Origin of the sequence: Acinetobacter portensis (genome assembly GCF_023158935.1) — a bacterium.
Lineage (GTDB): Bacteria > Pseudomonadota > Gammaproteobacteria > Pseudomonadales > Moraxellaceae > Acinetobacter > Acinetobacter faecalis.
On record NZ_CP096120.1, the window covers coordinates 388,507 to 402,038 of the forward strand.

A 13,532-nucleotide genomic window follows, 5' to 3' on the forward strand; every position below is an offset into this window, starting at 1 on the left:
ATCAGCAAAATTATTTAATCCAAGGGATAATCCTTGGATGAAATTCAAAGATATTCAAAAATTATCAGACGTTAAGTTTCGTAGGCTTACCGGTGTTAGTTGGGCTACATTTAACCTCATGTTGGCCGAGCTAAATAAGGAGTTACCTTGTCATATTGGTAAAGGACGACCACATAAATTACCGTTGGAAGATCGTTTGCTCTTATGTATAGAATATTGGAGAGAATATCGAACATTTTTCCATCTTGGTATGAGTTACGGTGTATCTGAAACGAGTGCAATTCGTATCACACGCGTTATTGAAGATACCTTAATCCGTTCTGGAAAATTTAACTTGCCAAAACAACTTCCTAATCGAGATGAAGTGGATTGGGAAGTTGTTGTGATTGATGCAACTGAAATATTAGTTCAACGTCCAAAAAAAACAGAAGAAATGGTATAGCGGTAAAAAAAAGCGACATACCTTTAAATTTCAGCTATCTATGCACTATACAACAGGTGAAATACTGAGTGTATGTGGAAGTCATGGAAGCATGCATGATTTTAAAATATTTAAAAAAAGCATGAGGAAATTAAAATTTAAGCCCTTTTTTATCGTTGATAAGGGGTATTTAGGGATAAAGAAATTGGGTTTTGGATGCCTCATGCCATCTAAAGCAAAGAAAACTGAAAAACTAGATTCTGAATTAAAAAAGTTAAATAAAGAGATTGGTCGTAGACGAATTCAAGTAGAGCATGTATTTGGAAGGATGAAATGTTTTAAGATTTTATCTTGTGTATATAGAAATCGTCGTAAACGATTAAACCTGCGGTTTAATTTACTTGCTGGCATATACAATTTAGATTGGGTGAAAGATAAACAATTAAATTGATTGAAAAATGATTTATGAAGGAAGTCTAATATTTATTGTGCTTTACCTTCCAAATTTTTTCTTCTTTTATTCTTGGTAATTTCTCCATTTTTATTGCCATTATTTTTCTTGACTCTAGTACTCGTATCAATTGTCTTAAAACTTAGAGAGTTTTATTGTTTAAAAAAATATGTAGAGAAGTTAATTTAAAATTAGAGAAAAATGAATATTATAAAAAAAGCGATAAGCGTATTCCTTCTAATTTTTCACCATATATTAAAGCCACATTTTTGTTTGTACTTATGGCTTTACCATTACAGTTGTGGAGCAATTGGATATTAAGCGTTGGGAAGCAAGGCGAGAAGCATGCAAAAATATACTTAGAATCCCAAATTATAAGGCTGTAATGCTAACAAACAACATAAAACTTAAAGCCGTCTTAATTAGCAAAGTGAAAAATGGCTATCTTTTTGTTTTACATGAGGATGGTAAGAATAATAACAAAGCAACTGTTATCTCTGATAGCGCTATTTTAAGGATTGATTAAATCTAAACTTGCCTTTTATATAAACCTTATGTAACTCTAATATAGGAATATTGAGGCTTTTCTATGGAAAATACTGGAATTTGGGTTGCAGTTGTCATTGTTATTTTTGTTTTAGGATCAATTTTTGGTCTGCGTGTAAGTCCTAGAGAAAAAGCTTTAGGAATAATGCGTGACAAAGCAAGAAAGATGGGGCTACATCCTCGATTGGTGGCAGCACCAGAGTGGACTAAAATCCCAATGGCATCTGAAAAACGTGCCAGCATGGTTGCGTACTACAGTATTTTACTTCCAGAAGCTCGACTTCCATTAATGCGTGCACGAATTGTAGATCAGCAGTTTGATCTAGTGCATGGGGATGAAAAGTTTAAAAATTTTCCCATTGCATTAAAAGGTATTTATGCTATTGATATGCAAGCTAACTGTGTAGGACTATATTGGGATGAAGAATCCGATTTAAGAGCCACGCAGTTAGAAGATATGAAAGCATTACTTACTTCATTGGCTGAATTTTAATTTATACCCATATAAACAGGAATAACGGTTCATTATGGCGAACGCTCCTCGGTCCACATCCAAAAGCACTACAGCAAAATCTTCCGAAGCTGGGAAAAAACGTGCGCTCGTGATTGTGGAGTCGCCTGCAAAAGCGAAAACAATCAATAAGTATTTAGGTTCAGAATACATCGTAAAATCATCTGTTGGTCATGTTCGTGACTTACCGACAGGTGGTTCTGCAAAGTCGACAGAAAAAAAGGCTGCAACACGTACAAAATTAACTGATGCGGAGAAAGCTGAAAAAGCTCAAAGTGCATTAATTAATCGTATGGGTGTCGATCCTGAACATGACTGGAAAGCTAAATATGAAGTGCTTCCTGGTAAAGAACATGTAGTCGCAGAACTTAAAAAACTTGCATCGCAAGTCGATGAAGTCTATCTCGCAACGGATATGGACAGAGAAGGGGAAGCAATTGCGTGGCATTTAAAAGAAGTCATTGGTGGAGACGATTCACGTTACCAACGTGTTGTTTTCAACGAGATTACAAAAAATGCGATTCAAGAAGCTTTTAAACAACCTTCTCGCCTTGATACAGATAAAGTTAATGCTCAACAAGCACGTCGTTTCTTAGACCGAATTGTTGGTTTTATGATTTCGCCATTGCTGTGGGAAAAAATTGCTCGTGGTTTATCGGCAGGTCGTGTGCAATCTGTTGCTGCAAAACTTGTTGTTGAACGTGAACGTGAAATTCGTGCATTTATTCCTGAAGAATATTGGCAAGTCTTTGCAGACACGCAATCTCAAAATGATGTCATTCGTTTAGAAGCAGTTAAACAAGGTGGTAAAACCTTAAAACTGCAAAATAAAGCACAAACAGATGCTTTGTTAAAAATCTTAAATGATGCTGAATATAAAGTTTCAACACGTGAAGATAAGCCAACTAAGGTCAATCCTAGCGCACCATATATCACTTCAACACTTCAACAAGCCGCAAGTACACGTCTTGGTTTTTCTGTGAAGAAAACCATGACTATGGCGCAGCGTTTGTATGAAGCAGGTTTTATTACTTACATGCGTACGGATTCAACATTCTTAAGTGATGATGCCGTAAACATGGTTCGTACACATATTGAATCTGAATATGGTGAAAAGTATCTGCCTGCGAAGCCAAATAAATACGGCAATAAGGCAGGTGCACAAGAAGCCCATGAAGCCATTCGTCCATCGAATGTTGCTTTAAAAGGTGATCAGCTTGTAGGTGTAGACCGAGATGCTCAACGTCTTTATGACTTAATTTGGCGTCAATTTGTTGCGTGTCAAATGACACCAGCGCAATATTTGTCATCTACTATTTTAGTGGATGCAAATGGCGTAGAACTTAAAGCGAAAGGTCGTACTTTAGTATTTGATGGTTTCACCAAAGTTCGTGGTCAAAACAAATCTGATGATGATGTGTTATTACCTGCAGTAAAAGTGGGTGAAGTGCTTAAACTTGAGAAGTTAGATCCATCTCAACACTTCACAAAACCACCTGCACGTTTTACAGAAGCATCACTTGTAAAAGAACTCGAGAAAAAAGGTATTGGTCGTCCATCGACATATGCTGCAATTATCTCAACGATTCAAGATCGTGGTTATGTGAAAATTGATAACCGTCGTCTTTTTGCCGAAAAAATGGGCGAAATTGTGACGGATCGTCTCGATGAAAACTTCAATAACTTAATGAATTATGCGTTTACCGCAGATTTAGAAAGTCAGCTCGATAAAGTTGCCGATGGTGATCGTAACTGGAAAGAGCTATTAGATAGTTTCTATGGCGATTTCAAAAAACGTTTAACGACGGCTCAGGGCGAAAACGGTATGCGCCGTAATCAACCTGTGGAAGTTGAAGCGGTTCATTGTAAAGAATGTGACCGTCCAATGCAGATTCGTACAGGTACAACAGGTGTATTCTTAGGTTGTTCAGGTTATAACTTACCACCAAAAGAACGCTGTAAAGGTACGTTTAACTTAACGCCTGTAGAATCGCTTGCAGCATTATCTGATGATGATGCAGCTGAAACTGCTGACTTAATGTCTAAAAAGCGTTGTCCAATTTGTGAAACAGCAATGGACAGTTACGTGATTGATGGCGGTCGTAAATTACATGTTTGTGGTAATAACCCAGACTGTAATGGTTATGAACTCGAAGAAGGTGAGTTCAAAATCAAAGGTTACGATGGTCCAACCATTCCATGTGACAAATGTGAAGGTGAAATGCAATTGAAGACAGGTCGTTTTGGACCATACTTCGCTTGTACGAGCTGTGATAATACGCGTAAAGTCTTGAAAAGCGGTCAACCTGCGCCTCCTCGTGTAGATCCAATTAAAATGGAACATCTGCGTTCTACAAAGCATGATGATTTCTTTGTATTGCGTGATGGTGCGGCTGGTTTGTTCTTGGCTGCAAGTAAGTTCCCTAAAGTGCGTGAAACTCGTGCACCTAAGGTTGCTGAACTTCGTTCTGTTGCAGAACAGCTCGATCCAAAATATCAATTTATTTTGCAAGCACCAGATGTTGACCCTGAAGGGAATCCTACATTGGTAAAATTCAGTCGTAAAAATCAAGCGCAATATATTGGTTCTGAAACGCCTGAAGGTAAGCAAACGAAGTGGAGCTTAGTTTACCAAGATGGTAAATGGGCAGAAGCTTAAAATTAAATAGATAGAAAATGCTGACAATGGTCGGCATTTTTTATGTCAAAATAGCGTGAATAAGAAACTAAAAAATTGAAATTATGTGGAAAAAAATACGAATTACGCTTTTATTAATGGTTTTGCTCATTGTTGGGGTAAATACTTATAGGGATCAAAACCAAGATTGGATGAAACCTATTATTGTTGTGGTTCATCCAATTAATGCAGATGGCTCGGTGAAAACACAGCAGTATATTTCACGATTATCTGTACAAGATTTAGATGATGCTCGGGAATATTTAAAAGAACAAGCGCAATCCTATACAAAGGAGCCTATTCATCTTTATTTTCGCTTAGGGCGGGAACTGAAAGAACATCCACCCAAAGTTCCTGAAAATGGTTCAATACTAGATTCAATGTTGTGGAGTCTTAAATTTCGTTACTACGCGTGGAAACAGCATGAAAGTGCAGATGGTTCATCTAGCGTAACGTTATATCTCAATTATTATGATCCAGAGCATCATCCAGTTTTAAAGCATTCCACCGCACTTGAGAAAGGTAGAATAGGTACAGTTAATCTATTCGCCTCTCAAAAATATTCACAAACCAATAAAGTTGTTTTAGTGCACGAATTACTACATGCTTTTGGTGCTCAAGATAAATATGATCTATTAACAGGTCAGCCGATATATCCTGATGGTTATGCATATCCAGAGAAAAATCCATTATTTCCTCAAGCAAAGGCTGAGTTGATGGGTGGTTATGTTCCCACTTCAAAAGATACAAGCAAAATTCCTGAATCTTTGAAACAAACAATTATTCGTGAAACAACAGCGAAAGAAATTGGTTGGTTAAAATAGTGTAAATAAACTGACTGTGGATAATGTCTAATTTATCCTCAGTTATTTTATGTGCTATGGATAACTGAATGCCTAGAAAAATCATTAAAAGATGATTAACGTATTTTGTGTATGATAAAACTCATTCAAATATAAGAATATTACAATGACACAACCGATATTTGTTCTTGCACCAGATTCATTTAAAGAAAGTATGACAGCAGAGCAGGCTTGTCATGCTATGCAACGTGGTATTCAGCAGATCTTTCCTCAAGCAACATGTATTCACGTTCCTATGGCAGATGGTGGCGAAGGAACGGTAGATGCACTGATTCATGCATTGAGTGGACAGAAAATATTTTGTGAAGTTCAAGGACCTTTGCCACATCAAAAAATTCAAACGTATTTTGGTTTGGTTGATGGTGGTCAAACTGCCATTATGGAAATGGCAAAAGCCAATGGCATAGATTTATTAAAAAAAGAAGAGCGAAATCCGCTACTGACAAGCACGTTTGGTACAGGGCAAATGATTCGCGATGCTTTAGATTTGGGTGTGAAAAAAATTATCATTGGTTTGGGCGGTAGTGTGACCAATGATGGTGGAAGTGGTATGGCACAAGCTTTGGGTGTGAAGTTTTTAGATCAATTGGATAATGAAATTCAGGCTTGTGGTGGTTTACTAAATCAAATTTCAAAGATTGATATATCTGAGCTTGATATACGTTTAAATGATGTTGAAATTTTAATTGCTTCAGATGTGAATAATCCTTTGTGTGGGGAAAATGGCGCATCTTATGTATTTGCTCCGCAAAAGGGTGCTACGCCTGAAATGGTGAAGCAACTCGATGCGAATCTGCAATATTTTTCCTTACTTGTAGAAAGTACTTTGAATTTTGATGTTCAAAATATTGCGGGCGCAGGTGCAGCTGGTGGTTTGGGTTTTGGTTTAATGGCATTTGCGCATACAAATATTCAGTCGGGTGCGAGTTTAGTCATTGAACAAACAAAGTTAGCTGAAAAAATAGCGAAAGCAGATTATGTGTTTACAGGTGAAGGCAGTATAGATTTTCAAACAAAATTTGGTAAAACGCCTTGGGCGGTGGCACAAGTGGCTAAGCGTTTAAATAAGCCTGTTTATGTTTTTGCAGGGCGTGTGGGTGACGATATTGAGTCTTTGTTTGATGAGGGTTTTACGCAGATTATTTCGATTAATGAGTCAAATTGTGATTTGGAAACAGCTTTGAAAAATGCAGAAAAGAATTTAGAAAAGGCAGTTAGTTTTACTTTTAAAAATATTGTTTAAATATCATTTTGTTAAGTTTTAATGAGGCTTTTTAAGCAATATTTAAATCAGCTTAAATTGAATGTTTTTTGTTACTTTGAGGGCAAAGTAACCAAACCCTTTGTTATTCAGATGATGCGTCCATGCATCACTGAATAACGGCTGCATCCATGCAGCCATCACGAAATCAATTGCGCATGATTTTTCTATTAAGCTTTATAAGGAGAGCTCTGCTAAACTATCTTTTCAATATGTACGATGAGATACCATGAGTTTAGCCAGCCTAATTGATGAATTAAATCCACAACAGAAACAAGCTGCGACAACAGAGTCAAAGCATAGTCTAGTTTTGGCAGGTGCGGGCTGTGGTAAAACAAAAACCATCGTAGCGCGTGCGGCCTATTTAATTGATCAAGGTGTGCCTGCAAACCAAATTCAAATTTTGACCTTTACCCGTCGCTCTGCGAGTGAAATTGTGGCGCGTGTGGAACTTGCATTGGGCGAGCAAGCAAAAGGCTTAAGAGCATCGACATTTCATACGTTTTGCATGTATTTATTGCGCCGTATTCCAAAAGCATTTGGCTTAGAGCAATTCTCGATTATCGACAGAGATGATCAATTGATGATGTTCCGCCTTATTCGCGGAAAAGATGATAAGAAAAATCCAAATCAATTACCCAAGCCGCAAGAACTTTGCGACTTATATTCATTTGCACGAAATACACGTCAAAAATTGAGTGATGCTTTGGAAAAACAGCATCCTGAACATATTGTTTTTAAAGACCAAATTGCAGAAATTATGAAAGAATACGAAACACGTAAACGTGCTCGTAGCTTTTTAGATTATGACGATATTTTAGCAATCGTTGCTTCGGCTTTAGATCAGTCTGAAGGTTTGGTCGATTATGTTTCTTCAATTTGTCGTCACATGTTAGTTGATGAAATGCAAGATACCAATCCTTTGCAATGGGCACTGTTAGAACCATTAAAAGAGAAAGTTAGCCTATTTTGTGTAGGTGATGATGCGCAGTCGATTTACGGTTTCCGTGGTGCAGATTTTGAAAATATCCACCATTTTAAAGACCGTGTGCCCGATGCAAAAATTCATAAATTAGAAAAAAATTATCGTTCTACGCAAGAAATTCTAGATCTTTCGAATTGGTTGTTAGATCAAAGTGAAATTAAGTACGGCAAACGTTTAGAAGCACATCGTGGAGAAGGGGTTAAGCCAAAACTTCATGTTTTTCCAAATGAGTTTGATGAAGCAAAATGGATTGCTGTTGATATCAAAGAACGTCATTTTTTAGAAGGAAAACCGTGGAAAGATCACATGGTTTTGGTGCGATCTAGTTTCGCTGCTCGTCATATTGAAGCTGCATGTATTGCGTCAAATGTTCCTTACCGATTTATTGGCGGTATGAAGCTTTTAGAAACTGCACATGTGAAGGACTTGGTGAGTTTACTTCGTGTGATTGCAAATCCATTAGATGATATTGCGTGGATGCGTTTTCTCACTTTGTGGAATGGCGTGGGTGATGTAGGCGCAAGCCGTTTAGCACAGCAATTATTGATTGAACCCGATTTTGATAAAATTTTTGAAAAATTAGAAAGTTTTGGACGTATTCCTGAAAAATCTTTACTTATGATGAAGCAAATGAATGTGCTTCGTGGAGAAGTGAAAGAGTGCGTAAGTTTAGGTGTTCAAGCACTTGAAGATCCGACGGCAGAAAACTATAAAAAAGATTGGAATAGACGCCAAGGTGATTTTGAGCTGGTAAAACAATTGGCATCTAAACATAATCAATTGAGTGAATTTTTAGAAGCGTATGTGCTCGATCCTGTTTCAATTTCTGAAATTGAACGTCAGTCCGATACAGATGTAGTAACACTGATTACCATTCACTCTGCAAAAGGTACAGAGCAAAAGGTTTGTTATGTGGCAAACGTGACAGCAGGGCAATATCCTCATGCGCGTGCGCAAGGAAATTTTGATGAAGTTGAAGAAGAGCGTCGTGTGCTTTATGTGGCTTTAACCCGTGCGCAAGATGAATTGATTTTAACCAAGCAAAATTTAAATTTATGGGCGCGAGATGTTATTGATGAACAAGGTCGAAAAGTTGAAAGTTATTTCTTAAATGATTTAACACGTCATTTATGTACCATGGAAACCCATCATAAACCACGCCAACAAACTGTAAAAACTGCATTAATTGAGCGTCAGTCGATTAATTTAGATTTTGGTATCGATCTCGATTAAACTATAGCGAGATGTTTTGTACAAAAAGTAGAGTAGGCGAGTGCTTTTTGGTGATTTTTGCCTATTTTAAGGTTGTAAGATGAAAATTTTAGTTCGTAACTTAGAACGTACTGTAACAGAGCCAGAAATTTTAAAATTGTTCCAAGGCTTTGGTACTGTTGAATCTTGTACATTGGTTTTAGATGCTGCAACAGGCAAATCTAAAGGCTTTGCTTTTGTTGAAATGCCACATGCGCGTGAAGCAATTAAAGCAGTAAAAGGATTGAACACTTTACGTTTACATGGACATGGTATTCGTGTGAAATTGGCTGAAGATAAGCCGAAAGCGGAAGAGCAGTCTAAAGCTGCTGAATAAAAGTGATATAAAAAGGGAGCAAATAAGGCTCCTTTTTTATGCATTGATTAAACTGAAATAGATCATGCATAAATTTTATTGTGAATTATCAATAATTACGTTTAATCTAGATGATGACAAAAACGCCAAATATTAGGAATCATCTTTATGTCACGAGTTGCTCGCTTTCACGCAGATCGCACGAATCAAAAATTATATTTTGCACGTCTTTCGTGTCAACAAGCAGAGCAAACCGAACATATTCAACAAGCACAAGCACATCGTGAAGCAGCTGTTTTTCATTTGCATGGTGCTGTATTGGCATTTTTACAAGAATTGGTTCGTTACTACAGGTTGAGTGATGCAACCCCAACTTTAAAGTCTATTGAAGAACATATGGCGGCAAAAGGGCAGGTTTCACCTGAAATTAGTATTTTGCAAAAACTAGCGAAAGATGGTTTTATTGCAGAATTAAAACGCGCGTATCGTTTAAGTCAGTACACGCCAGAGCCAAGCGCGCCAGAACCAGAACAAGAAACTTCATCTAACTTAATTATAAAAGTAACTCAAACACCACAAGCTTGGTTGCCAGATACAGCAATTTTAAGAGAATGGCACCGAGATATTACTCAGCTAATTGACGGTTTTCGTAACGAGATGGTCGAATTTTAGTTTAAATTTTAGCGCTTGAATTTACCAAACTAGACCTTATATAAACTAATTCAAACAATGCAAAGCGCATAAATGCCTTTGTCACCATGTTGAACATGGAGGATATATGTCGATAGAACAGTTGAAAGAATTATTTGGTAGCCAAGAAGCAATTTTAGAGCTTGTTCAACTTGAAGGTGGTGAGTTGGCATTACGCAATGCTGGTTCTGAAGATCCTTTAGTTAAAATTCAGTTTAATGATGAAGTGCGCGCCTTATTGGGTGATCAAATTCCTGTCGTTGCTCAGCATATGATTCAGGCTGCTTTGTTTGCTTTAATGGAAAAGCAAGGCAATGTGTTTGATGAAACAGCAGTTGTAGATGAAAAGCCAAAATATCTGAGTTAAATTTTTTTATTTAGCGAAAAAAGCGCACTCAATAGTGCGCTTTTTTTAATTTATTTTGAATGCTTTAAGGGGTAATAAACATTGAACCTGCAAATACAAATCCGATACCAATAAGTTGAAGGAAGAAGGGATTTTTTGCTTCTTGCCAATGCAAAATTAAAAATACAATTGAAATAGGGTAAAACAAGAAGCAACCTAAGCCCCATAAAATACTGGTTTTGAAAGCTGCAATTAAAAAACCAATTGCACCAATGATAATAATGGCAAAGCCTAAATACATAAGTAACATATTTTTCCCTATTGAATTTTAAAAAAGATTATTGGTAATAATTTAAATTAATATTTTGATACTAAGTTTACGGCGTGATTATAGTAGATATTTTAATTATTTATAAAGAATAGACTTCCGTCATAAATCAAAAAACGTACAATTTATTTGATCTTAAATTAATCAGCAAAATTATTTAATCCAAGGGATAATCCTTGGATGAAATTCAAAGATATTCAAAAATTATCAGACGTTAAGTTTCGTAGGCTTACCGGTGTTAGTTGGGCTACATTTAACCTCATGTTGGCCGAGCTAAATAAGGAGTTACCTTGTCATATTGGTAAAGGACGACCACATAAATTACCGTTGGAAGATCGTTTGCTCTTATGTATAGAATATTGGAGAGAATATCGAACATTTTTCCATCTTGGTATGAGTTACGGTGTATCTGAAACGAGTGCAATTCGTATCACACGCGTTATTGAAGATACCTTAATCCGTTCTGGAAAATTTAACTTGCCAAAACAACTTCCTAATCGAGATGAAGTGGATTGGGAAGTTGTTGTGATTGATGCAACTGAAATATTAGTTCAACGTCCAAAAAAAACAGAAGAAATGGTATAGCGGTAAAAAAAAGCGACATACCTTTAAATTTCAGCTATCTATGCACTATACAACAGGTGAAATACTGAGTGTATGTGGAAGTCATGGAAGCATGCATGATTTTAAAATATTTAAAAAAAGCATGAGGAAATTAAAATTTAAGCCCTTTTTTATCGTTGATAAGGGGTATTTAGGGATAAAGAAATTGGGTTTTGGATGCCTCATGTCATCTAAAGCAAAGAAAACTGAAAAACTAGATTCTGAATTAAAAAAGTTAAATAAAGAGATTGGTCGTAGACGAATTCAAGTAGAGCATGTATTTGGAAGGATGAAATGTTTTAAGATTTTATCTTGTGTATATAGAAATCGTCGTAAACGATTAAACCTGCGGTTTAATTTACTTGCTGGCATATACAATTTAGATTGGGTGAAAGATAAACAATTAAATTGGTTGAAAAATGATTTATGAAGGAAGTCTAATAAATAGAATATAAAAGAGGATTAATAAAGTAATTAATCCTCTTTTAGTTTGTTTTAGTTTTGATTAATGCGATGAAGATTGATGATGCGCGACTTCAATTTGATGAAGAATATGATTGGTCATATTTTTCGCCATTTCTTCTTTCGCAAAATAAACCTCGCCAATATTATCTTTACGAATAACTTCAGCTTCGGCTTTGCTTTCCGCACATACCAGAACTTGAATTTGTGGGTTCAATGTTTTTGCGATATCTACAATTTTATGAATATCTAAAATATCCATAGGTGAAAGTACTAAAAGGCGTGCATGTTGAATGTGTGCTTGAATCAGTACGCTTGGTTCTGTTGCAAGACCACAAACTGCTGCAATATCTTTTTCACGCAAGTTTTCTACAATTTCACGGTTCTCTTCAGCAATTACAACTTTAATATCTTTTTCCATTAAAGTTTTTGTAATACGACGACCAACCTCACCATGACCAACAATAACCACCTGATCACGTAGGTAATCTTGAGAAACAGCATCTGGAAGCATTGCTAATGGATCACCACTACGTTCAAGCAAACGTGCCAAATGCGAGCGATTACGTATCCAATTTTGAATAGGTTCTACCGCAGAGAAAATAAATGAGTTTAGGGTGATAGAAATTAAGGCACCTGCCAAAATCAAATTTTGACCTTCAAGTGATAATAATTGAAGTGAAACGCCCAAAGTTGCCAAAATAAATGAGAACTCACCAATTTGGGCTAAGCTTGCTCCAACTGTAAGCGCGGTATTAATTGGGTATCTGAAGAATAGAACCAATGCCATTGCAGCGATAGTTTTACCAATCATAATAATAGCAACAGTGCCTAAAACGTGAATAGGTTGTTCAATTAAAATTCTTGGATCAAACAGCATTCCTACAGAAACAAAAAATAGGATGGAGAAAATTTCACGAAGTGGAAGTGTTTCGGCTTCTGCTCGTTGGCTAAAGTCAGATTCTTTTACAACCATACCTGCAAAGAAAGCGCCCAATGCCATAGATACGCCAAATACTTTGTATGCGCCAAAAGCAATGGAAACGGCTGCTGCAACAACGGTGAGCGTAAATAGTTCACGAGAACCTAAACGAGCAACTACTTGCATAATCATTGGTACAAGTCGTTTGCCAATAATAAGCATAAAGGCAATAAAACCAGCAACCTTAAGTAAGGTAATGCCTAATGTTAACCAAATGTTTTCGTTTTCAGCCCCGCTAGATAAAGCTTGTCCGCCAAGTAGTACAGCCATTGCAGGTAAAAGCACTAAAACTAAGACCATCACAAGGTCTTCGACCAAAAGCCAACCAACAGCAATCTTACCGTTTACAGAATTGAGTAAACCACGGTCGCCTAAAGCTTTAAGTAAAACAACAGTACTTGCACAAGATAAGCTTAAACCAAAGACTAGCGCAGATCCAAAGCTCCATCCCCAAAGCATTGAAATACCAATACCCAGCAATGTTGCAACGCTAATTTGTAAAATAGCACCAGGCAAAGCAATACGACGAACCTGCATTAAATCTTTTAAAGAAAAATGCATACCCACGCCAAACATGAGGAACATTACACCAAGTTCAGCAAGTTGATTTGCGAGATGTAGATCGCCCACAACTCCTGGGGTGTTTGGGCTAATAATAATACCGGCAATAAGATAACCGATAAGAGGGGGGAGGCGTAAACGTGCAGCGATATAGCCAAAAATTAAGGCGACGCCAAAGCCAACCGCAAGTAATATTATCAGTTCTACATCATGTGGCACTAAAAACTCCCTAAGCTATTATGGTTAAGGTTTAAATAAGCACAAAGAGTGCCAAAAAA

13 protein-coding genes and 2 pseudogenes are annotated in these 13,532 nt (G+C 36.8%); 13 read left to right on the plus strand and 2 right to left on the minus strand.

The genetic code is table 11. The features are described 5' to 3' along the window. The first annotated feature begins 37 nt into the window (after nucleotides 1-37). The 11 genes and pseudogenes from MZO21_RS01980 (at nucleotide 38) to MZO21_RS02030 (ending at nucleotide 10,339) form a co-directional block, all read left to right on the plus strand. The gene (locus MZO21_RS01980; protein ID WP_152872730.1) at nucleotides 38-442 is read left to right on the plus strand and encodes a transposase family protein; all 405 of its coding nucleotides are present in this window, start codon (nucleotides 38-40) and stop codon (nucleotides 440-442) included. Nucleotides 443-479: 37 nt separating this feature from the next. Further along, nucleotides 480-872: pseudogene (locus MZO21_RS01985) on the plus strand (transposase family protein); the annotation flags it as partial. Nucleotides 873-1,182: 310 nt separating this feature from the next. Continuing rightward, the gene (locus MZO21_RS01990; RefSeq protein ID WP_154773712.1) at nucleotides 1,183-1,398 is read left to right on the plus strand and encodes a hypothetical protein; all 216 of its coding nucleotides are present in this window, start codon (nucleotides 1,183-1,185) and stop codon (nucleotides 1,396-1,398) included. A gap of 63 nt (nucleotides 1,399-1,461) precedes the next feature. After that, a complete protein-coding gene (locus MZO21_RS01995; RefSeq protein ID WP_154773713.1) occupies nucleotides 1,462-1,911 on the plus strand; it encodes an ammonium transporter in 450 nt (149 codons plus the stop codon). Between the two features lie 34 nt (nucleotides 1,912-1,945). Next, a complete protein-coding gene (gene topA / locus MZO21_RS02000) occupies nucleotides 1,946-4,588 on the plus strand; it encodes a type I DNA topoisomerase (protein ID WP_248104082.1) in 2,643 nt (880 codons plus the stop codon). A gap of 83 nt (nucleotides 4,589-4,671) precedes the next feature. Further along, nucleotides 4,672-5,430 carry a hypothetical protein gene (locus MZO21_RS02005; RefSeq protein ID WP_154773715.1) on the plus strand — a complete coding sequence of 253 codons (759 nt, stop codon included), beginning with the start codon at nucleotides 4,672-4,674 and terminating at the stop codon, nucleotides 5,428-5,430. 145 nt (nucleotides 5,431-5,575) lie between these two features. Next, complete coding sequence (locus tag MZO21_RS02010) at nucleotides 5,576-6,712, plus strand: glycerate kinase family protein (protein ID WP_154773716.1); 1,137 nt, start codon at nucleotides 5,576-5,578, stop codon at nucleotides 6,710-6,712. 247 nt (nucleotides 6,713-6,959) lie between these two features. Beyond that, nucleotides 6,960-8,948 (plus strand): ATP-dependent helicase, encoded by a 1,989-nt coding sequence (locus MZO21_RS02015; RefSeq protein ID WP_248104084.1) that lies wholly within the window; start codon nucleotides 6,960-6,962, stop codon nucleotides 8,946-8,948. Between the two features lie 79 nt (nucleotides 8,949-9,027). Then, nucleotides 9,028-9,303 (plus strand): RNA recognition motif domain-containing protein, encoded by a 276-nt coding sequence (locus MZO21_RS02020; RefSeq protein ID WP_154773718.1) that lies wholly within the window; start codon nucleotides 9,028-9,030, stop codon nucleotides 9,301-9,303. A gap of 147 nt (nucleotides 9,304-9,450) precedes the next feature. Next, nucleotides 9,451-9,954 carry a DUF6586 family protein gene (locus MZO21_RS02025; protein WP_154773719.1) on the plus strand — a complete coding sequence of 168 codons (504 nt, stop codon included), beginning with the start codon at nucleotides 9,451-9,453 and terminating at the stop codon, nucleotides 9,952-9,954. 106 nt (nucleotides 9,955-10,060) lie between these two features. Further along, complete coding sequence (locus tag MZO21_RS02030) at nucleotides 10,061-10,339, plus strand: hypothetical protein (RefSeq protein WP_154773720.1); 279 nt, start codon at nucleotides 10,061-10,063, stop codon at nucleotides 10,337-10,339. Between the two features lie 64 nt (nucleotides 10,340-10,403). Here the strand turns inward: MZO21_RS02030 and MZO21_RS02035 are convergent, their stop codons facing one another. Beyond that, complete coding sequence (locus MZO21_RS02035; RefSeq protein ID WP_154773721.1) at nucleotides 10,404-10,628, minus strand: hypothetical protein; 225 nt, start codon at nucleotides 10,626-10,628, stop codon at nucleotides 10,404-10,406. A 198-nt stretch (nucleotides 10,629-10,826) separates the two neighbouring features. On the opposite strand from MZO21_RS02035, the gene MZO21_RS02040 reads away from it, so the two are divergent. Both MZO21_RS02040 and MZO21_RS02045 read left to right on the plus strand, forming a co-directional pair. Beyond that, entirely contained in the window at nucleotides 10,827-11,231 is a 405-nt protein-coding gene (locus MZO21_RS02040) for a transposase family protein (RefSeq protein WP_152872730.1), read from the plus strand. A 37-nt stretch (nucleotides 11,232-11,268) separates the two neighbouring features. Further along, nucleotides 11,269-11,679: pseudogene (locus MZO21_RS02045) on the plus strand (transposase family protein); the annotation flags it as partial. Nucleotides 11,680-11,754: 75 nt separating this feature from the next. Here the strand turns inward: MZO21_RS02045 and MZO21_RS02050 are convergent. Further along, the gene (locus MZO21_RS02050) at nucleotides 11,755-13,473 is read right to left on the minus strand and encodes a cation:proton antiporter (protein WP_171501333.1); all 1,719 of its coding nucleotides are present in this window, start codon (nucleotides 13,471-13,473) and stop codon (nucleotides 11,755-11,757) included. Nucleotides 13,474-13,532: the final 59 nt, after the last annotated feature.

Bases quoted from the DNA above. Each gene is read 5' to 3' on its own strand.
- MZO21_RS02005 (WP_154773715.1), top strand. From the start codon at position 4,672: ATGTGGAAAAAAATACGAATTACGCTTTTATTAATGGTTTTGCTCATT.
- MZO21_RS02020 (WP_154773718.1), top strand. From the start codon at position 9,028: ATGAAAATTTTAGTTCGTAACTTAGAACGTACTGTAACAGAGCCAGAA.
- MZO21_RS01980 (WP_152872730.1), top strand. From the start codon at position 38: ATGAAATTCAAAGATATTCAAAAATTATCAGACGTTAAGTTTCGTAGG.
- MZO21_RS02015 (WP_248104084.1), top strand. From the start codon at position 6,960: ATGAGTTTAGCCAGCCTAATTGATGAATTAAATCCACAACAGAAACAA.
- topA (WP_248104082.1), top strand. From the start codon at position 1,946: ATGGCGAACGCTCCTCGGTCCACATCCAAAAGCACTACAGCAAAATCT.
- MZO21_RS01995 (WP_154773713.1), top strand. From the start codon at position 1,462: ATGGAAAATACTGGAATTTGGGTTGCAGTTGTCATTGTTATTTTTGTT.
- MZO21_RS02010 (WP_154773716.1), top strand. From the start codon at position 5,576: ATGACACAACCGATATTTGTTCTTGCACCAGATTCATTTAAAGAAAGT.
- MZO21_RS02025 (WP_154773719.1), top strand. From the start codon at position 9,451: ATGTCACGAGTTGCTCGCTTTCACGCAGATCGCACGAATCAAAAATTA.
- MZO21_RS02040 (WP_152872730.1), top strand. From the start codon at position 10,827: ATGAAATTCAAAGATATTCAAAAATTATCAGACGTTAAGTTTCGTAGG.
- MZO21_RS02035 (WP_154773721.1), bottom strand. From the start codon at position 10,628: ATGTTACTTATGTATTTAGGCTTTGCCATTATTATCATTGGTGCAATT.
- MZO21_RS02030 (WP_154773720.1), top strand. From the start codon at position 10,061: ATGTCGATAGAACAGTTGAAAGAATTATTTGGTAGCCAAGAAGCAATT.